This is a genomic window from Bradyrhizobium sp. UFLA03-84, from assembly GCF_002289535.1.
Lineage (GTDB): Bacteria > Pseudomonadota > Alphaproteobacteria > Rhizobiales > Xanthobacteraceae > Bradyrhizobium > Bradyrhizobium viridifuturi.
On the sequence record NZ_NSJY01000018.1, the window covers coordinates 83,118 to 101,284 of the forward strand.

Annotated in this window: 19 protein-coding genes; 4 read left to right on the top strand and 15 right to left on the bottom strand. The window is 65.4% G+C overall.

Going from position 1 to position 18,167, the window contains the following annotated elements:
* Positions 1-104: 104 nt before the first annotated feature.
* Positions 105-806 (bottom strand): TetR/AcrR family transcriptional regulator, encoded by a 702-nt coding sequence (locus tag CK489_RS37090; RefSeq protein WP_095735818.1) that lies wholly within the window; start codon positions 804-806, stop codon positions 105-107.
* A gap of 172 nt (positions 807-978) precedes the next feature.
* On the opposite strand from CK489_RS37090, the gene CK489_RS37095 reads away from it, so the two are divergent.
* Positions 979-1,599, top strand: coding sequence for a hypothetical protein (locus CK489_RS37095; protein WP_095735819.1), 621 nt, complete (start codon positions 979-981; stop codon positions 1,597-1,599).
* A 12-nt stretch (positions 1,600-1,611) separates the two neighbouring features.
* Here the strand turns inward: CK489_RS37095 and CK489_RS37100 are convergent, their stop codons facing one another.
* A complete protein-coding gene (locus tag CK489_RS37100; protein WP_050628426.1) occupies positions 1,612-1,845 on the bottom strand; it encodes a hypothetical protein in 234 nt (77 codons plus the stop codon).
* Positions 1,846-1,873: 28 nt separating this feature from the next.
* Positions 1,874-2,272, bottom strand: a complete 399-nt coding sequence (locus tag CK489_RS37105; RefSeq protein ID WP_244486132.1) for a lysozyme inhibitor LprI family protein — start codon at positions 2,270-2,272, stop codon at positions 1,874-1,876.
* 127 nt (positions 2,273-2,399) lie between these two features.
* Here CK489_RS37105 and CK489_RS37110 point away from each other — a divergent pair, with 127 nt between their 5' ends.
* A complete protein-coding gene (locus tag CK489_RS37110) occupies positions 2,400-3,551 on the top strand; it encodes an adenylate/guanylate cyclase domain-containing protein (protein WP_245350689.1) in 1,152 nt (383 codons plus the stop codon).
* A gap of 58 nt (positions 3,552-3,609) precedes the next feature.
* Positions 3,610-4,716, top strand: a complete 1,107-nt coding sequence (locus CK489_RS37115) for a DUF2336 domain-containing protein (RefSeq protein ID WP_050628424.1) — start codon at positions 3,610-3,612, stop codon at positions 4,714-4,716.
* Positions 4,717-4,837: 121 nt separating this feature from the next.
* Here CK489_RS37115 and ilvC read toward each other — a convergent pair whose 3' ends face one another.
* The 8 genes from ilvC to miaA all read right to left on the bottom strand — a co-directional run bounded on the left by ilvC (position 4,838) and on the right by miaA (position 12,939).
* Positions 4,838-5,857, bottom strand: a complete 1,020-nt coding sequence (gene ilvC, locus CK489_RS37120) for a ketol-acid reductoisomerase (protein WP_028342350.1) — start codon at positions 5,855-5,857, stop codon at positions 4,838-4,840.
* A gap of 150 nt (positions 5,858-6,007) precedes the next feature.
* Complete coding sequence (locus CK489_RS37125; RefSeq protein WP_095735820.1) at positions 6,008-6,616, bottom strand: LysE family translocator; 609 nt, start codon at positions 6,614-6,616, stop codon at positions 6,008-6,010.
* A gap of 6 nt (positions 6,617-6,622) precedes the next feature.
* Positions 6,623-7,498 carry an EamA family transporter gene (locus CK489_RS37130; RefSeq protein ID WP_050628422.1) on the bottom strand — a complete coding sequence of 292 codons (876 nt, stop codon included), beginning with the start codon at positions 7,496-7,498 and terminating at the stop codon, positions 6,623-6,625.
* A 97-nt stretch (positions 7,499-7,595) separates the two neighbouring features.
* Positions 7,596-8,291, bottom strand: a complete 696-nt coding sequence (locus CK489_RS37135; RefSeq protein ID WP_050628421.1) for a class I SAM-dependent methyltransferase — start codon at positions 8,289-8,291, stop codon at positions 7,596-7,598.
* A gap of 3 nt (positions 8,292-8,294) precedes the next feature.
* Positions 8,295-8,837, bottom strand: coding sequence for an acetolactate synthase small subunit (gene ilvN, locus CK489_RS37140; RefSeq protein ID WP_016841057.1), 543 nt, complete (start codon positions 8,835-8,837; stop codon positions 8,295-8,297).
* Between the two features lie 21 nt (positions 8,838-8,858).
* Positions 8,859-9,845 carry a threonine dehydratase gene (locus CK489_RS37145; protein ID WP_050628420.1) on the bottom strand — a complete coding sequence of 329 codons (987 nt, stop codon included), beginning with the start codon at positions 9,843-9,845 and terminating at the stop codon, positions 8,859-8,861.
* 14 nt (positions 9,846-9,859) lie between these two features.
* A complete protein-coding gene (locus CK489_RS37150) occupies positions 9,860-11,635 on the bottom strand; it encodes an acetolactate synthase 3 large subunit (protein ID WP_095735821.1) in 1,776 nt (591 codons plus the stop codon).
* Positions 11,636-12,009: 374 nt separating this feature from the next.
* Positions 12,010-12,939, bottom strand: a complete 930-nt coding sequence (gene miaA / locus CK489_RS37155; RefSeq protein WP_095735822.1) for a tRNA (adenosine(37)-N6)-dimethylallyltransferase MiaA — start codon at positions 12,937-12,939, stop codon at positions 12,010-12,012.
* Here miaA and serB point away from each other — a divergent pair.
* Complete coding sequence (gene serB, locus CK489_RS37160; protein ID WP_095735823.1) at positions 12,938-13,843, top strand: phosphoserine phosphatase SerB; 906 nt, start codon at positions 12,938-12,940, stop codon at positions 13,841-13,843. The genes miaA and serB overlap by 2 nt on opposite strands.
* 225 nt (positions 13,844-14,068) lie before the next feature.
* On the opposite strand, the gene CK489_RS37165 is transcribed toward serB, so the two are convergent.
* From CK489_RS37165 to hflK, 4 genes are all read right to left on the bottom strand, one after another.
* A complete protein-coding gene (locus tag CK489_RS37165) occupies positions 14,069-15,571 on the bottom strand; it encodes a Do family serine endopeptidase (protein ID WP_050628417.1) in 1,503 nt (500 codons plus the stop codon).
* A gap of 225 nt (positions 15,572-15,796) precedes the next feature.
* A complete protein-coding gene (locus CK489_RS37170; RefSeq protein WP_050628416.1) occupies positions 15,797-15,997 on the bottom strand; it encodes a DUF2065 domain-containing protein in 201 nt (66 codons plus the stop codon).
* 81 nt (positions 15,998-16,078) lie between these two features.
* Complete coding sequence (gene hflC / locus CK489_RS37175) at positions 16,079-16,978, bottom strand: protease modulator HflC (RefSeq protein WP_095735824.1); 900 nt, start codon at positions 16,976-16,978, stop codon at positions 16,079-16,081.
* Positions 16,975-18,114, bottom strand: a complete 1,140-nt coding sequence (hflK, locus tag CK489_RS37180) for an FtsH protease activity modulator HflK (protein ID WP_095735825.1) — start codon at positions 18,112-18,114, stop codon at positions 16,975-16,977. Before hflK ends, hflC begins: the two co-directional genes overlap by 4 nt.
* Between the last annotated feature and the right edge of the window lie 53 nt (positions 18,115-18,167).

Below are 18,167 nucleotides of genomic sequence, written 5' to 3' on the forward strand. Positions count from 1 at the left end.
CAGGAGGCACACGGCACAGCCGGTGTCTGCGCCGTGTCATAAAATCGTAATTGAATCGTCATGAACGCGCAATGAATTTGCCCGCCCTGCCGCCGCGGCGCGCCTCAGACCTTGGCCGCAGGCGCCGCGGGCCTTGCGATGCCCGCGATGAAGAGGTCGAGGATGTCGGCGGCCATCCGCTCGGCATCCGCTTCGCCGACGCCCCAGCGCGGCAAATGGCCGTCGATGTGCATCCGCGCGAAACCATAGACCAGCGCGCGGCCGGCGATCTGGACTTGCTTCAGATCACGCATCCCGAGCTGACCGGCGGAAGATGCCTCCGCCAGCAGGCGCTCGGTCAGGCCGATCAACTCGGCATTGTCGCTGGACACTGCAGCCGAGCGGTCGTGGTCGAAGAAGCGGCGGCTGGAGATGATCTCGAAATGGGTCGGGTTGTTCATGGCCCAGCGCAGGTAGGCGATCCCGAGGCAGCGGAAGCGGCCGAGCGGATCGCCAGCCGGCGCGTCAGTCAGCGCGGCCTCGATCTCGGCGCGGAAGCGGCGCTGCGCCTCCTCGGCCACCGCGTTCATCAGGGCATCCCGGCTCGGGAAATGCCGGAACGGCGCCCCCGGCGAAACCCCGGCGCGGCGGGCGGCCTCGCGCACGCTGACCGCCTCCGGCCCGCCCTCGCCGACCAGTTGCATGGCGGCATCGATCAGCACCCGGCGCAGGTCGCCGTGATGGTAGGGCCTGGGCGCCGGCGCCCGCGCTGGACGCGGCTTGGCGGGCCGGCGACCGGAAGGCGGGGTTTTGGCGGGGCGGCGCATGGCGCTTTAGCTTTTTGTTTGAGCATGACCTTTGCCGGAAAACCGCTTCGCACTTTTCCGGATCATGCTCTCTAGCATCACCCACTCGTGAATGTAAGCACCGATTACAACGGTTGACCGCGCGTGATCGCGAAATGTAACTGGTGATTACATAGACATCGGGAGGCACGACATGACGACGCGTCGAAACTGGTTCGAGGGCTGGCGGCTGTTCGGCCTGCTCACGCTGACCCTGATCGGGCTTTCGATCTGGATCGCCGCGATGCGGCAGTTCGAGGTCGAGGGCGTGCGGATGGTGATCCGCTTCACGGCACGGACCTCGCTGCTGTTGTTCTGCCTCGCCTTCTCCGCCGCGGCGCTGGCGCGGCTCTGGCCGGGCGCCTGGACGCACTGGCAGCGCCGCAACCGCCGTTATCTCGGCGTCACCTTCGCCGCCTCGCACGCCATCCATGCGGTCGCAATCGCCGCGTTCGCGATGCTCGATCCGGCCGGTTTCGCGGCCGCGACCTCCATCGTCTCCTACATCTTCGGCGGCATCGGGTATCTCGTCATCATCGCGCTGACCGCGACATCGTTCGATCGCACGGCCGCGCTGCTCGGTACACGCGCCTGGCGTAGGCTGCATCTGATCGGCGGCTACTATCTGCTGCTGCAGTTCACGGTCTCGTTCGGCAAGCGGATCCCGGAGATGCCGCTCTACGCGCTGTTTCTCGTGCCGCTCGCCGTGGTGTTCGCGCTCAGGATGATCAGCACGGCAGCGCGGCCCGCGCCGCATCAGGCGCAAGCGGGCTGAGGTCGGTCCAGCTCACACCAGATGAAACTTGCGGCCGAGTTGGCGGTGAACCGACAGCACTGCGCGATCGACGTCGCTGATCAGGCTGTCGCCGAGCACGACGTTCGGAATCTCCCAGTTGCGCCCGATCTGCGCATCAGGGAGCGCTGTGACCGCCGGCACGCGCGCAGTCTCGCAGCCGGGCTGGGCGCGCAGCGCCTCCTCCGCAAGCTGGGTCAATTCGTCCTGGCTCTTTCCATCGGTCATGACCGCGGTCCTGACTCCGGAAGATGGCTCACTGATGGCCGAGATTCTCCAGTTCCTTGGCGCGGGCTTCGGTCATGCTGCGCATGCATTCGCCGGCATCGAGCCGGGCAATGGTGCCCTCGCCGAGGTCGTAATACAGACAGTTGGCGTCACGGTACTGGATCCATAGCCGCTGCGCGGTGCGCAACTGCTCGCGCTGCTTGTCGCCGGCGGCATCCTTGAGCGCCTGCTGATAGGCGACGTTCATCCGCTTGTCCCATTGCGCGGTCTTGGCCTTTAGGCACTCGACCATCTGATAAGTGCTGCCGTCGCAGGACGGTTCGGGATCGCCTTGGTCGCCGGCCCGGGCCGAGGACGCGGCGATGATGAAAGCGGCCGCCATCAGGAGAGCGAGGCTCGACGCGCCTGTCGTGAGAGCCGATTTCATGCCGTCTTCCCTTTCGTTCGATATTGCCGGCGGACCTTACATGAGTGCAGCCGCGGCGCATCCCGTTCATTCGCAGCGCGCTGGCGTTCCCGGCCCACGCAGGATATTTCATGGGCATGGAGGGACCATGCGGCGCAACCTGACGCCTGCGATCGTTCTGGCCGCGTTCGGCCTGCTCGTCGGCGGGCTGTTTCGCTATGCCTTCGATCAGCCCAACGAAGCGTCCGTCGCGAACTATCTGCGCAGCGCCGTCGAGGGCGCCGTCATCACCCTGATCCTCTGGGGCTCGCACCTTTATCTCGTCGCGCGTGGCAGCTGGCTGCGGCAGCGGCCGCTCATTGTCGAGCTGATTGCGCGCTCCGTGATCCTGGCCATCACTGTCGCGGTTGCAGCGATCGTGCTGGAGGTCGCGCTCAACGGACATGGGCTCGAGGCGAAGTGGTTTCGCGAAACCTTCTTCAAGATCATCGGCGTCGCGCTGCTGCTCTCGATCCCTATCACCGCAATCTACGAGCTGGTCCGGATGATCGGCGGACGCACCCTGCTTAATGTCATGCTCGGACGCTATCGCCACCCGGTGCGCGAGGACCGCGTGCTGCTGTTTCTCGACCTGATCGGCTCGACGACGCTGGCGGAACAGATGGGCGAGCTGCGCGTGCAGGAGCTGTTGACGCGCTTCTTCTTCGACATCGACGGGCCGATCGTGGCGCACGGCGGTGAGGTTCATGCCTATGTGGGCGACGAAGTGATCGTGACCTGGCCGGCTAGTGCCGGTGCGCCATCCCGGCGCCCGCTCGATTGCGTATTCGCCATCGAAAAACGTCTCGCCAAGCGGGCCGATCACTATCGCAAGGCGTTCGGCGTGGTGCCGACGTTTCGTGCCGGGATGCATGCAGGGCCGGTCGTCATCGCCGAATGCGGGGACTCTCGGCGACAGATCGCCTATTTCGGCGACACCGTGAACGTCACGGCGCGGCTGCAAGCGCATTGCAAGGAGGCAGGCAGGCCGCTGCTGATCTCGGGCGAATTGCGTCGCCTGCTGCCTCTGACCTTGATCTTGCCGTCGAGCCGCTCGGCTCGACGCAATTGCGCGGGCGCGCCGCATCGATCGAGGTCTTCGCGGTCGCGCGGCACGCAACATCCTAAACAATTCCTTACACTGCACCGGCACCGGCTTCCGTTGGGCCGAAAGCACGAATTTGATCAAGTCTGGTCGCGGCCCGTTAAGGATGGCAATGGACCCGTATTTGCACCGGGTTCCACCTTAACGCAGGTGTAAGATCGCTAGCGATATCGTGCAGTCCGTTGTCATCCAAGAAAAACAAGGTTGCCCATCGATGGCGCAACAGGCGTCACAATCGATTATTGCCGAACTCGAAGATGCGGTCCGGGACGGGACATCGGCCAAGCGCGTGCAGACGCTGCGGCAGGTCACCGATCTGTTCCTGAACGACGGCGACCGCCTCAACGATGAACAGGTCAAGGTGTTCGACGACGTGCTCTGCCTGCTCGTCGCGCGCGTCGAGACGCGTGCGCGGGCCGAGCTCAGCAAGCGGCTCGCGCCGCTCGACTATGCGCCGTTTGATGTGATTCACCATCTAGCCTGGGACGACGATATCGGCGTCGCCGGCGAGGTGTTGACCCACTCCAGCCGCCTCTCAAACGCCGCACTGCGCGAGATCGCCAGCAGCAAGGGACAGGACCATCTGTTCGCGATCTCGGCGCGGGAAAACCTGCCCGCATTCGTCACCGACGTGATCATCGACCGCGGCGAGGACCGGGTGATCCGGCGCCTCGCCAAGAACGCCGGCGCTGAGTTCTCCGACAACGGCTATTCCGCGATCGTCGCCCGCGCCGAAGGCGACGACGAGCTGGTCGAGATCCTCGGACTGCGCATCGATATTCCGGCCAAGCTGCTGCGCGACCTGCTGCAGCGCGCCAAGGACACCGTGCGCGCCCGCCTGCTCGCGATCGCATCGCCCCGCGCGCGCGAGGAGATCAGCCAGGTGCTGAACGACATCGCGCAGGAAGAGGCCGCCGCCCCGCGCCGCAACTACGGCATCGCCGAAGAGCTGGTGAAGCTGATGAAGCAGCTCAACGAGCTCGACGATGCGGCGGTGTACAAGTTCGCCGAGGACGGCAAGTTCGACGAGGTCACGGTCGCGCTCGCCGTGCTCAACGACATGCCGATCGCGATGATCGAGCGCCTGGTGCTCGGGCTGCGCTCCGACCTGCTCCTGATCCCGTGCCGTTCGGCAAAGCTGAACTGGCCGACAGTCGAAACCATCCTGCGCAAGCGGCCGCTGCCGCACCCGATCGACCATGCGACGCTCGAGATCGCGCAACGCGACTACCGCCGACTGTCGCTGGAAACCGCCCAGCGCACGGTGCGGTTCTGGCAGCTGCACAACCGGATCGAGAAGCAGCCGATGGCAGCCGGCTAGCGACCGCCAGCGTTATTCGCAGATAAGGAAAAAGGGTGTGCAGTTTGACTGCCCACCCTTTTTTATCGTCGATGCGCAGCGTGGGTTAGCCGCAGGCGTAACCCACCCCGCAAGACCGCACTTAGTTCTTGCTCTTGTCGACCAGCGCGCCCTTCTTGATCCAGGGCATCATGTCGCGCAGCTTGGCGCCGACTTCCTCGATCGGGTGCTGGGCGAGCTTGGCGCGGGTCGCCTTGAACGAGGTCTGGTTGACCTTGTTCTCGAGCATCCAGTCGCGGGCGAACTTGCCGCCCTGGATGTCGGCGAGCACGCGCTTCATCTCCGCCTTGGTCTCGGCCGTGACGATGCGCGGACCGGTGACGTACTCGCCGTATTCGGCGGTGTTGGAGATCGAGTAGTTCATGTTGGCGATGCCGCCTTCATAGATCAGGTCGACGATCAGCTTCACTTCGTGCAGGCACTCGAAATAGGCCATCTCCGGCGCGTAGCCGGCCTCGACCAGGGTCTCGTAGCCGCCCTTGATCAGCTCGACCAGGCCGCCGCAGAGCACCACCTGCTCGCCGAACAGGTCGGTCTCACACTCTTCCTTGAAGGTGGTCTCGATGATGCCGGCACGGCCGCCGCCGATCGCCGAGGCATAGCTGAGGCCGAGGTCATGGGCGTTGCCCGACGAATCCTTGGCGATCGCGATCAGGCAGGGCACGCCGCCGCCGCGCTGATATTCCGAGCGCACGGTGTGGCCGGGGCCCTTCGGCGCGATCATCAGCACGTCGAGGTCGGCGCGCGGATCGAGCAGGTTGAAGTGCACGTTGAGGCCGTGGGCGAACACGAGCGCCGCGCCCTTCTTCATGTTGTCGTGCAGGTGCTCGCGATAGATGTCGCCCTGCAGCTCGTCGGGGGTCAGCATCATGACGAGGTCGGCCCACTTGGCGGCTTCGGCGACTTCCATCACCTTGAAGCCGGCGTTCTCGGCCTTCTTGGCCGAGGCCGAACCCTTGCGCAGCGCGATCGCCACTTCCTTGACGCCGGAATCCTTCAGGTTGAGCGCGTGGGCGTGGCCCTGGCTGCCGTAGCCGACGATGGCGACCTTTTTGCCCTTGATCAGGTTCAGGTCGGCATCGCGATCGTAGTAAACTCGCATCGTGGTTTCCTCGTTTGAAGGGGGCCAAAATCGGCCGATGAATCAGGCTTTCGGAAGGTCAGAACCGCCGGGCGCCCGCGAATTTCCGGCGTTGTCTAGAGCATTTTTCCCCTCAGGGGAAACCCTCATCTCGCATGGCGCGGTGCGGCATCATGCGTCCATGAAGACCGGGTAGAGCGAGGCCAGCAGCAGGATGGCCATGACGACATTGAAGGCACGGATCGCCCGGGGCGAGGTCAGGACCGGCCTCAGCGCGGTGCCGAACAGGGCCCAGACGATGCAGGACACCGTCCCCAGGATCAGGCTGAGGCCGACCTGGATCGCGATGTTCCAGGGAAAGGCGGCAATCGCCGCATAGGCCGTGATGGTGCCGATCACCATCACCCAACCCTTGGCATTGATCCACTGGAACATGGCCGCGCCCCAGAAGGTCATCGGGCCGCGGCCAGGGCCATCATCCTTGTCCGCCGAGAGCGGCTCGGCCATGGCGATGACCGCGGCGAGATAGACCAGGTAGGCGACGCCGCCATATTTGAGGATGGTCTGCAGCACCGGATAGGCGATGAAGACGGCCCCGAGCCCGACGCCGACCGCGCCGACCATGAAGGCGAAACCGACCGTGATGCCGGCGATGTGGGGCACCGTGCGGCGGAAGCCGTAGGTCAGCCCCGACGACAGCAGCATGATGTTGTTGGGGCCCGGGGTGAAGAACATCACGACGGCAAACACGACAAAGGCGAACAGCAGCGAGTTCGACATGGTGCCTCACGCGACTTTCGGCAGAGCTTTTGGGCGCTTCGACAGCAGCATCACCGCGATGCCGCCGATCACGGTGAGCATGCCGGCGAGCCGCAGCGGCCCGAACGTCTCGCCGAACACGATGCTGGAGGCGGCGGAGCCGACGAACGGCACCAGCAGCGCGAACGGCACCACCTGCGCGGCCGGGTAATCCCGGAGCAGCCGGCCCCACAGCCAGTAGGCGATGCTGGTCGAGATGCCGCCGAGGCAGAGCACGCAGACGAGCCCGGTCAGCGACATGTGGCTCAGCGCCTGCCAGGTCGGCTGCGGCCCGTTGCTGATCAGGGTCAGCACCGCCAGCGGCACCGCGGCCGACAGGCACAGCCAGGCGAACAGGTCGAACATCGGCGCGCCCTGCGCCTGCCGCAGCAGGAGATTGCCGATCGCAAAGCTGATCGGACAGATCATCAGAATGCTAAACGCGGCGACGCTGAAGTCGTAGCCGACCGTGCCGCAGATCATCAACAGGCCGAGCGCGGCGATCGCGACGCCGATCGCCTGCGGCCGCGTCGGCATCTCGCCGAAGGCGATCGCGGCGAACGCGATCGTGAACAGCGCCTGGCTCTGCACCACCACGCTGGAAAGTCCGACCGGGACGCCATGCGCGATCGCAAAGGCCTGGGCGAGGAACTGGCCAAGGAACAGCGTGGAGCTGATCGCGATCAACAGCGGCCAGGGGACATCGGGCTTGCGCAGGAACAGGCAGGGCAACGCGGCGATGGCGAAGCGCAGCGTCGTCATGAGCTCCGGCGAGAACTCATTGAGCGCGATCCGGCTTGCGACGAACGCAAGCCCCCAGATCACCGCAACCATGACGGCGATGCCAACATCGGCCGGCTTCATTGTTCTTCTTCTTTGGTTTCGTTCTGGCTGTGGTGGATGATCTTTATCTGAGCATGATCCGTTCGGAAAACCGGTTTCCACCATTCCGGATCATGCTCTAGATCTGTTCGTCGGGCTTCGGTTTGCGCAGCAGATAGGTGCCGTGCAACGGCGCGTGATAGTCGGCGGCGACCAGGGTGAAGCCGGTCTCGGTCAGCATGCGCTCCATCACCCAGCCGAAGGTCGAGTATTCGTCGCGCATATGGGTCATCACGCTCTCGCGCTCGAAATCGTGGTTCTTGATCGAGAAATCGGCCCAGCCCTCGACATCGCGGTCGACGCCGTCGGGCATGCTGACGAACACCATGTCGCGCAGATAGAAATTCGCACCGGGCTTCAGCGCGTTGAAGATCCGCGACAGCGCCACCGCCTTCCAGAAGTCCGGCAGATGATGCAGCGTGAACTCGCTGACGATCAGATCGTAGGAATTCGGCTGGTAGGCGAACGACAACAGGCCGGCCGGCTGGGTCCGGATCTTGGCCTTGCGGTCGCGCGCATAGATCTCGGCAAGCCCGATCATCGCCGGCGAGATGTCGATGGCATCGACCTCGGCGCCCATCAGCGCCGCCTCGGTCGCCAGCACGCCGTTGCCGCAGCCGATATCGGCGATCCGCCAGCCCGGCTTGACGCCGAGCATGGTCAGCGCCTGGCGGGCACGGACATCGCTGTCCTCGCTGACGTCATAGATCGAGGCAACCGCGGTATCGAGACCGACCTGCCGCCGTTGCGTGTAGTACCAGTCGCGCGCCAACATGACTCACATCCCTTCCGGCCCACGCGTGATCGCGGCCACCCCGGTTCGTGACACCTCGACCAGGCCCAACGGGCGCATCAGGTCGATGAACTGACTGATCTTGGACGAATTGCCCGTGATCTCGAATACGAAGCTCTCGGTCGTGGCGTCGATCACCCGGGCGCGGAACGCATCCGCCAGCCGCAGCGCCTCGACGCGGTGGTCACCACCGCCCCTCACCTTGACCATCGCAAGCTCGCGCTCGATCGAGCTCCCGGTCAGCGTCATGTCGACGACGCGATAGACCGGGATCATGCGGTCGAGCTGATGCTTGATCTGCTGGATCACCATCGGCGTGCCCGTGGTGACGATCGTGATCCGCGAGAGATGTTTCTGGCTCTCGGTCTCCGAGACGGTGAGGCTTTCGATATTGTAGCCGCGGCCGGAGAACAGTCCGATCACGCGCGCGAGCACGCCGGGCTCGTTCTGCACGAGCACGGACAGCGTGTGCGTCTCGTTGGGATCGTGACGCTCTTCGAGGAAGTAGGCGGATGCGGGCTGGTTCATGGTCGTCCCCTTACATTCTTTTCACGCCACCGCCCGCTGGGCGGCCGGCGCAGCATCCGTCCCGATCCAGGTCCGGAACAGATCGAAATCGATATTGCCGCCGCTCAGGATCAGGCCGACACGCTTGCCGGCGAGCTTGCTCTTTTCCTGCAGCGCGGCCGCGAGCGCCGCAGCCCCCGCGCCCTCGGCGAGATTGTGGGTGTCGGTCCAATAGGCGCGGATCGCCTGGCCGACTTCATCGTCGGTAACCTGCACGATGCGGGATGCGCCCTTCTGGATCAGCGCGAACGCTTCCGCGTCCGGAATCCGCGTCGCCATGCCGTCGGCCAGGGTGTTGCTGGTCTCGGTGGTCACGATCTTTCCGGCGGCAAACGACAGCGCGTAGGACGGCGCTTCGGTCGACTGCACGCCGACGATCTCGGTCTTCAGCCCGAGCAGGTCGCGCGCCATGATGCAGCCGGAGATGCCGGAGCCCTGCCCGATCGGCACATAGAGAATGTCGAGGTCGGGCGCTGACCGGAACAGCTCGAGCGCATAGGTCGCAACGCCCAGCACCAGGTCGGTGTGGAACGAGGGCACCATGTGCAGGCCGGCGAACTGGGCACGGCGCCCGGCCTCTTCCCGCGCGGCCTGAAAGTCTTCGCCGTGCTCGACGAGCTCGGCGCCGAACGCATGCATGGCGCGGTTCTTCTCGACCGAGTTGCCTGATGGCACGTAGATCACCGCAGGCACGCCGTGACGCCCCGCGGCGAAGGCGAGACTCTGGCCGTGATTGCCGCGCGTCGCCGAGATGATGCCGGGCACATCGGGTCGCTCGCGCTTCAGCCGCTCGAGATAGACCAGCCCGCCGCGCACCTTGAAGGCGCCGGTCGGGGTGTGGTTCTCATGCTTGACCACGACCTCGGTGCCGAGCCGCTCGGCCAGCAACGGCCAGGCATACGCCGGCGTCGCCGGCACCGCGGTGCCGACGATCCTGTGCGCGCGCTCGAGTTCGTCGAGATCAAACATGATCTACCCTCACCTCACACCAGCGCCTTGCCGCCGGAGAAGGCCTTCGCGGTGGCCTCGTCGGTGGCTTCTTCCGGAAGCAGCATCTCGTTGTGCGCCTTGCCCGACGGGATCATCGGGAAGCAGTTTTCGAGCGCGGCGACGCGGCAGTCGAACAGCACCGGGCGCTTGATCGCGATCATCTCCTTGATCGCGCCGTCGAGATCGGACGGCTTGGTCGCCTGCAAGCCGACGCAGCCATAGGCGGCGGCGAGCTTGACGAAGTCCGGCAGCGCCTCGGAGTACGAATGCGACAGGCGGTTGCCGTGCAGCAGCTGCTGCCACTGCCGCACCATGCCCATGTACTGGTTGTTCAGGATGAAGATCTTGATCGGCAGCTCGAACTGGACCGCCGTCGACATCTCCTGGATCGTCATCTGCACCGAAGCATCGCCGGCGATGTCGATCACCAGGCTGTCCGGATGCGCGACCTGCACGCCGACCGCGGCCGGCAGGCCGTAGCCCATGGTGCCGAGACCGCCCGATGTCATCCAGCGGTGCGGTTCCTCGAAGCCGAAGAACTGCGCGGCCCACATCTGGTGCTGACCGACTTCGGTCGTGATGTAGGTGTCCTTGCCGCGGGTCAGCTCGAACAGGCGCTGGATCGCGTATTGCGGCAGGATGATATCGTTGTTCTTGCGGTAGGACAGCGAGTTGCGCGCGCGCCATTGCGCGATCTGCTGCCACCACGCCTTGATGTCGGGCTTCTTGGCTTCCGCCTTGAACACCTGCAAGAGGTCGCCGAGCACGTTGCCGGCGTCGCCGATGATCGGCACGTCGACGCGGATGTTCTTGTTGATCGAGGACGGGTCGATGTCGATGTGGATCTTCTTCGAGCCCGGCGAGAACGCATCGACGCGGCCGGTGATGCGATCGTCGAAGCGCGCGCCGACGCACAGCATGACGTCGCAATCATGCATCGTCATGTTGGCCTCATAGGTGCCGTGCATGCCCAGCATGCCGAGCCAGTTCGGCCCGGACGCCGGATAGGCGCCCAGACCCATCAGGGTCGAGGTGATCGGGAAGCCGGTCGCCTCCACCAGCTGGCGCAGCAGCTTGGAGGCCTCCGGACCGGAATTGATCACGCCGCCGCCGGAATAGATCACGGGGCGTTTGGCATTGGCGAGCATCGCCACCGCCTTGCGGATCTGGGTCGCATCGCCCTTGACCCGCGGCGTGTAGGAGATGTGAACGTCCGACTTGCGCGGCGGATGATAGGTGCCGGTCGCGAACTGCACGTCCTTCGGCACGTCGACCAGCACCGGACCGGGTCGGCCGGTGGTCGCGACATAGAAGGCTTCGTGCAGCACCCTGGCGAGGTCGTTGACGTCGCGGACCAGCCAGTTGTGCTTGGTGGCGGGCCGCGTGATGCCGACGGTGTCGCATTCCTGGAAGGCGTCGTTGCCGATCAGATGGGTCGGCACCTGGCCGGTGATGCAGACCAGCGGGATCGAATCCATCAGCGCGTCGGTCAGCGGCGTCACCATGTTGGTGGCGCCCGGGCCCGAGGTCACCAGCACCACGCCGGGCTTGCCGGTCGAGCGGGCATAGCCTTCCGCGGCATGGCCGGCGCCCTGCTCGTGGCGGACCAGGATGTGCTCGACTTCGCTCTGCTGGAAAATCTCGTCATAGATCGGAAGCACCGCACCGCCGGGATAGCCGAAGACATGCTGCACGCCGTGATCGATGAGCGCGCGCACGATCATCGCGGCGCCGGTCATCTGATTGGGATCGTGGCTCTTGTCGGTCATGGTTCGCTCCGGATGCGCTTGTTTTTGCGCGGCTTTTGTCGGTTCTCGTCAGTTCGGTTTCGGGCAATAAAAAGGGGCCCCAGAGGCCCCATGCACACCGCCCGAATTTGGATGGCCGCTAGCCATCCCCGGCGGTGTGCCTGGGTACGACGGCGATAAGGAGTTTGATAATAATGTTGCGCACGAGGTGACCCAGTCTTCCCAAAGGTTGCGCGAACATAGCGGCCAAAGCCTGAATGTCAAGGCAAGGCAAGCACTTTCGCGATTTTTGAACTGTAACGGGGTTCCTGCCGTTCGGCGAGTGTTTCTGCGCGGCGCAACGCGCATGGCTGACGGGCGTACGGCGGCAAGGGCATCGCTGCGCTCGATCCTGGCTACGGAATCCGGCGCTCCAGCCACTCCGTCGCCGCCTCCGGCGCCACCCATTCGAATTCCGGAAGCTGGTGGCGAAACCAGGTGAACTGGCGCTTGGCGTAGTGGCGGGTGTCGGCCCGGCCGGTCTCGGCGGCCTCGCCGAGGCTGATCTCCCCTTTCAGATGCCGGATCAGCGCCGGCACGCCATGGGCCTTCATCGCCGGCAGCAACGGATCGAGCCGGCGCGCCGCGAGCGCGGCGACCTCCTCGAGCGCGCCGGCCTCGAGCATCGCGCCGAACCGGGCGTCGATCCGCGCATAAAGGCTCTCCCGGTCAGGCGCGAGAAACAACGCATGGAATTCGCTTTGGGGTAGCAGCGGCGGCAGGGCGTCGCGATGCCAGTCCGGCAGCGGGCGGCCGGTGGCCTCGACGACCTCGAGCGCGCGCGCGACGCGGGTGCGATCGCGCGGCTTCAGCCGTTCGGCCGACACCGGATCGCGCGCCGCAAGCTCGGCATGCAGTGCCTCGACGCCGTGCTGCTCGAGCCTTGCGCGGACGGCGTCGCGCACATCAGGGGGGATCGGCGGCACCGCCGACAGACCGCGCGTCAGCGCCTTAAAATAGAGGCCCGAGCCGCCGATGAAGATCGGCAGCCGTCCCTGCTCACGGGCCTCGCCGAGCACCTTGGCCGCATCGGCGACCCAGGCGCCGGCGGAAAAATTCACGCCGGCGTCGACATGGCCGTAGAGTCGGTGCGGAACCAGGGCCTCCTCGCTCACGGTCGGCCGCGCCGTGATAATCCGGAGATCGCGATAGACCTGCATCGAGTCGGTGTTGATCACGACCCCGCCGGTGCGCTGCGCCAGCGCGAGCGCCAGGGCCGACTTGCCGCTGGCGGTCGGCCCTGCGATAAGCACTGCCTTGTCCAACAATCCCGAATGCGCCTGCATGTCCCTCGTTGCCACGCTGATCTGCAATCCTGCAAGCCCCGCGCTCGACTCCACCGTCGTCGACGGGGCACGGGCCGTGCTGCCCTCGCCCGGCCCGGCGCAGTGGCTGTTCAACGAGGTCGCCGTCGACATTCCGTTCGAGCGTGAGAACCCCAGCCGGGACGACATCAAGGCGATCGAGCTGCAGCTGCGCCAGGCCCGCGGCGACCTGCCGATCGACATTGTCGTGCAACCTCGGATCGGCCGACGCAAGAAGCTTTTTCTGGCCGACATGGATTCCACCATGATCGGGCAGGAATGCATCGACGAGCTCGCCGATTTTGCCGGGCTGAAAGCTCACGTCGCCGCGATTACCGAGCGCGCGATGCGCGGCGAAATCGAGTTCGAGTCCGCGCTGCGCGAGCGGGTGGCGCTGCTCAAGGGCCTGCCGGTCAGCGTGGTCGACGAGGTGCTCGACAAGCGCATCACGTTGACGCCGGGCGGCCGCGAGCTGGTCATGACCATGCGCGCGCAGGGCGCCTACACCTGTCTGATCTCCGGAGGCTTCACGCTGTTCACCAAGGTGGTCGCGGAGAAGGTCGGCTTCCAGGAGAACCGCGCCAACCAGCTGCAGATCGAGAACGGCAAGCTGACCGGCGAAGTGATCGAGCCGATCCTCGGCCGCGCCACCAAGCTCGCCACCCTGATCGAGCTCACCGAATCCTTCGATTTGGACGATATCGACACGCTGGTGGTGGGCGACGGCGCCAATGATCTCGGCATGATCCAGGCCGCCGGCCTCGGGTTTGCCTATCACGCCAAGCCGGCGGTCGCGGCCGCTGCCGCGGTCCGGATCGACCACGGCGATCTCACCGCACTGCTGTATGCGCAGGGCTATCGGCGGGATGAGTTCGTCGAGGGATAACTCGCTTGTCGTCCCCGCGAAAGCGGGGACCCATACTCCGTGGCGAATGTGGTCACGAGGACTCGTCGTTCGACGATCGCGCAACAATGACCATCTGTGGTTATGGGTCCCTGCGTTCGCAGGGACGACGATGAGGATGGTTCGCAATTCAAGACGTCAAGCAACACGGCGGCATCCCCCGCTTTCGCGGGGGATGACAGTTTATGAGCGAGGCGCCACCGCGCCCTACTGCACGCCGAGCGCCACGAAGCGCAGTTCGCCGTCGCCGTTGGAGACCAGCAGCAGCACGGACTTCTTGCCGTCCTTCTTGAGCTGGTCGACGCGCTTCTTGATGTCGGCGGCGCTGGACACCGCCTCCTGCGCGACCTCGACGATGACGTCGCCGGCCGACAGCCGCTTCTCGGCGGCATCAGAGGCGTTGTCGACGCCGGTGACGACGACACCCTTCACGCTGTCCTTGATCTTGTACTTGGTGCGCAGGTCCTTGCTGAGCGCCGCGAGGTCGAGCCCGAGCGCCTTCTGGGTCACCGGCTTCTCGGCGGTGTCGTCCTTGGGCTTGGCGTTGGCCTGCTGAACCTTGTCGTTGTCCTCGAGCCGGCCGAGCGTGACCTTGCGGGTCTCCTCATTGCCCTTGCGGATGATGACGACGTCGACTTCCTTGCCGACCGCGGTATCGGCCACGATGCGGGACAGATCCTTGGGGTCCTTGACGTCCTTGCCGTCGAACTTGACGACGACGTCGCCGGGCTCGATGCCGGCCGGCTTGGCCGGGCCCTTGTCGTCGACGCCGGCAACCAGCGCGCCGCGCGCCGGCTTGATGTTGAGGCTGTCGGCGATCTCGTCGGTGACCTGCTGGATGCGCACGCCGAGCCAGCCGCGACGCAGCTCGCCGAACTTCTGCAACTGGTCGACGACACCGGCGACTGTCTTCGACGGCACCGCGAAGCCGAGGCCGATCGAGCCGCCGGTCGGGGAGATGATCAGCGTGTTGACGCCGATCACCTCGCCATCGAGGTTGAAAAGCGGACCACCCGAATTGCCGCGATTGATGGCGGCGTCGGTCTGGATGTAGCTGTCATACGGACCCTGGCTGATGTCGCGGTTCTTGGCCGAGACGATGCCCGCGGTCACCGTGCCGCCGAGGCTGAACGGGTTGCCGATCGCGACCACCCAGTCGCCGAGGCGGATCTTGTCGCTGTCGCCGAACTTGACCGCGGTGAGCGGCTTCGGCGGCTTGAACTTCAGGACCGCGAGATCGGTCTTCTTGTCGACGCCGACCACCTCGGCCTTGATCTTGGTGCCGTCGTTGAGAATGACGTTGATCTCATCGGCGTCGGCGATGACGTGGTTGTTGGTGACGACGATACCCGCGGTGTCGACGATGAAGCCCGAGCCGAGCGAGTTGGTCTTGCGTGGCTGGAACTCGCCGCCCTTCTCGCCGCCCTTGCCGCCCGGTCCGCGGCGGTTCTTGAAGAAATCGTCGAAGAATTCCTCGAACGGCGAGCCCGGCGGCAGCTGCGGCATGGCGCCGCCGCCCTTGTTCGCCTCGATCGTCTGCGAGGTCGAGATGTTGACGACGGCGTCGATCACCTTCTCGGCGATGTCGGCGATGCCCTCGGGACCGCGCGCGAACGCCGGCGCAGAGCTCAGCATGCTCGCAGCACCGATCGAGATCGCAGCTCCCATCATGCGGAGGCGACGGCTCAGGGCTGGTCTGGCAGCGATCATGTCGGAGTTTCTCCAGGCAAACGGGTTCAAATTAGCTGGTCGCAGTGTGCGCCCGTGGTCGCAGCTTGCGCCCGAGGTCGCAGGTATGCGCCCGAGGTCGCAGAGTGCGCCCGAACGGGCATTTGGCGCAAGCATCTCAGCCGGGCATTTCGGCGAAAAACCGGCCGCGTGAGGCTCACGATTATGTTCATTACGGCGCGATCTGCGCGATGGAACAGGCAACGCTCAGCGCCGCACCACCCAGATCAGGATCAGTCCCGCGACCGCAGAGCCGATGCCGACGATGCGCAGGATGTTGTCGGGCGTCGCCAGCGCGCTCTTCATTGCCCGGCGCATCCAGGCGGGGCTTGCCGCGAACAGGATGCCTTCGAGCACGAACAGGATTCCCAGACCGATGAGGAAGTCGCCGAACGCTATTGACCTCATCGGATGGCAACCTCCCGCTCGATGATTGTTGTTCTTTAAGTGACGGCGGCGCGTTGTCCGCGCCGCCGTTCTGTCGTGAATTTACTGTTTCGGCGCAGCCGCCGCCTCAGCCGGCTTGCCGCTGGCACTGCCGAAGTATTTGAAGAATTCCGAGTCCGGCCGCAACAGGAAACGCGTGTCGCTGGACTTGAGGCCGTTCTCATAGGCCGTCATCGAGCGATAGAACGCGAAGAAGTCCTTGTCCTTGCCATAGGCCTCGGCGAACAGGCGGTTGCGCTCGGCATCGCCCGCACCGCGGGTCTGATCCGCAGCCGAGTTCGCCTCGGCGACGATCACGGTCGCTTCGCGATCGGCCCTGGAGCGGATTTCCTGCGCCTTCTGGTCGCCCTGGGCACGGAACTCAGCCGCCTCGCGCTGACGCTCGGTCTTCATCCGGTCGTAGACCGCCTGGCTGTTCTGCTCCGGCAGGTCGGCGCGGCGGATCCGGACGTCGACGACCTCGATGCCGTAGCCGTCGGCTTCCTTGTCGAGCTGTTCGCGAATCCGCGACATCAGCTTCTCGCGCTCGTCACGCACCACCGTGATGAAGTTGACCTCGCCGAGCACGCGGCGCAGCGCTGCGTTGAGCAGCGTGGTCAGCTGCAGATTGGCCGCCTGGATCGAGCCGACGCTGGTGTAATAGCGCAGCGCATTCTTGATGCGATAGCGCGCGAACGCATCGACCACGAGCCGCTTCTGGTCGGAGGCGATCACTTCCTGCGACGGGTTCTCCAGATCGAGGATGCGCTTGTCGACGTTGATCACCGAATTCCACGGCGCCTTGAAGTGCAGGCCGGGGTCGGTGACGATGTCGACCGGCTCGCCGAACCGCAGCACGATGGTCTGCTCGGTCTGCTGCACGGTGAACACCGAGCTGTAGCCGACGGCGAGAGCGATGAAGAGAACGATCAGGGCCAGAATGCCGGTGACAGGGGACCTCATCGGGTGGCTCCCTGCTGGCCGGTGGTGGCCGGCGCTGCCGCCGGCGGACGCCGCGGCGTCAGCTCGCTGAGCGGAAGGTAGGGCACGATGTTCTGGCCCTGGCCGTCGAAGACGAGCTTCTCGGAGCCGCCGAGCACGCGTTCCATGGTCTCCAGATAGATGCGCTCGCGCGTCACGTCGGGTGCCTTCTTGTACTCTTCATAGACTTTCAGGAAGCGGGCGCTCTGGCCCTTGGCTTCGGCGACCGCCTGCTCCTTGTAGCCTTCGGCGGCCTGCTGGATCTGCGCGGCACGGCCGCGTGCTTCCGGCACGATCCGGTTGGCGTAGGTCTGCGCCTCGTTCTGCTTGCGCTCGAGGTCGGCGCGCGCCGCCTGCACGTCGCGGAACGCGTCGATCACCTGCGCCGGCGGATCGACCTTCTGCATCTGCACCTGCGTGATCTGAATGCCGGCGTTGTAGGAATCCAGCGTCTTCTGCATCAGCTCCTGCACGTTCTGCTCGGTGACGTTGCGCGCCCCGGTCAGGATCGGCTGGATCTGCGAGCGGCCGATCACCTCGCGCATCGCGCTTTCGGCAACCGCCTTCACGGTGCCCTCGGGATTCTGGATGTTGAACAGATAGGCGCCGGCCCCGCCCTGCTTGATGCGCCACAACACGGTGAAATCGACGTCGACGATGTTTTCGTCGCCGGTCAGCATCAGGCTCTCTTCCGGCACGTCGCGCATCGAGCGGCCGCGCCGCGCGGGATCGTCGATCAGGGTCATGCCGATCGAGATCGTGTTGACGCGCAGCGCCTTCGGCAGCAGCACCGTCTCGATCGGATATGGCAGGTGATAGCGCAGGCCCGGCTGCGCATCGCGGTCATACTTGCCGAAGCGCAGGACGACGCCGAGCTCTTCGGACTGGACGCGGAAGATGCCGGTCGCAAACCAGATCGCCAGCGCAGCGACCAGCACCAGCGCGATGCCCATGCCGCTGAAATGCCCGCCGGGCAGCCACTGCTGCAGCCGGTCCTGGCCGCGCCGCAGCAGATCCTCAAGATCCGGCGGCCTCGGCCCGGCCGACTGCGGACCGGTGCCCCACGGTCCTTTCGGACCCGAGCCCCACGGCCCCCCGCCTTGATTTTTCCACGGCATCAAACATCTCCTCGACAAGTCCGGACGGGACGCCCGGGCTCGAATGTCCGGCC

Bases quoted from the DNA above. Each gene is read 5' to 3' on its own strand.
- CK489_RS37090 (WP_095735818.1), bottom strand. From the start codon at position 806: ATGCGCCGCCCCGCCAAAACCCCGCCTTCCGGTCGCCGGCCCGCCAAG.
- CK489_RS37095 (WP_095735819.1), top strand. From the start codon at position 979: ATGACGACGCGTCGAAACTGGTTCGAGGGCTGGCGGCTGTTCGGCCTG.
- CK489_RS37100 (WP_050628426.1), bottom strand. From the start codon at position 1,845: ATGACCGATGGAAAGAGCCAGGACGAATTGACCCAGCTTGCGGAGGAG.
- CK489_RS37105 (WP_244486132.1), bottom strand. From the start codon at position 2,272: ATGAAATCGGCTCTCACGACAGGCGCGTCGAGCCTCGCTCTCCTGATG.
- CK489_RS37110 (WP_245350689.1), top strand. From the start codon at position 2,400: ATGCGGCGCAACCTGACGCCTGCGATCGTTCTGGCCGCGTTCGGCCTG.
- CK489_RS37115 (WP_050628424.1), top strand. From the start codon at position 3,610: ATGGCGCAACAGGCGTCACAATCGATTATTGCCGAACTCGAAGATGCG.
- ilvC (WP_028342350.1), bottom strand. From the start codon at position 5,857: ATGCGAGTTTACTACGATCGCGATGCCGACCTGAACCTGATCAAGGGC.
- CK489_RS37125 (WP_095735820.1), bottom strand. From the start codon at position 6,616: ATGTCGAACTCGCTGCTGTTCGCCTTTGTCGTGTTTGCCGTCGTGATG.
- CK489_RS37130 (WP_050628422.1), bottom strand. From the start codon at position 7,498: ATGAAGCCGGCCGATGTTGGCATCGCCGTCATGGTTGCGGTGATCTGG.
- CK489_RS37135 (WP_050628421.1), bottom strand. From the start codon at position 8,291: ATGTTGGCGCGCGACTGGTACTACACGCAACGGCGGCAGGTCGGTCTC.
- ilvN (WP_016841057.1), bottom strand. From the start codon at position 8,837: ATGAACCAGCCCGCATCCGCCTACTTCCTCGAAGAGCGTCACGATCCC.
- CK489_RS37145 (WP_050628420.1), bottom strand. From the start codon at position 9,845: ATGTTTGATCTCGACGAACTCGAGCGCGCGCACAGGATCGTCGGCACC.
- CK489_RS37150 (WP_095735821.1), bottom strand. From the start codon at position 11,635: ATGACCGACAAGAGCCACGATCCCAATCAGATGACCGGCGCCGCGATG.
- serB (WP_095735823.1), top strand. From the start codon at position 12,938: ATGTCCCTCGTTGCCACGCTGATCTGCAATCCTGCAAGCCCCGCGCTC.
- miaA (WP_095735822.1), bottom strand. From the start codon at position 12,939: ATGCAGGCGCATTCGGGATTGTTGGACAAGGCAGTGCTTATCGCAGGG.
- CK489_RS37165 (WP_050628417.1), bottom strand. From the start codon at position 15,571: ATGATCGCTGCCAGACCAGCCCTGAGCCGTCGCCTCCGCATGATGGGA.
- CK489_RS37170 (WP_050628416.1), bottom strand. From the start codon at position 15,997: ATGAGGTCAATAGCGTTCGGCGACTTCCTCATCGGTCTGGGAATCCTG.
- hflC (WP_095735824.1), bottom strand. From the start codon at position 16,978: ATGAGGTCCCCTGTCACCGGCATTCTGGCCCTGATCGTTCTCTTCATC.
- hflK (WP_095735825.1), bottom strand. From the start codon at position 18,114: ATGCCGTGGAAAAATCAAGGCGGGGGGCCGTGGGGCTCGGGTCCGAAA.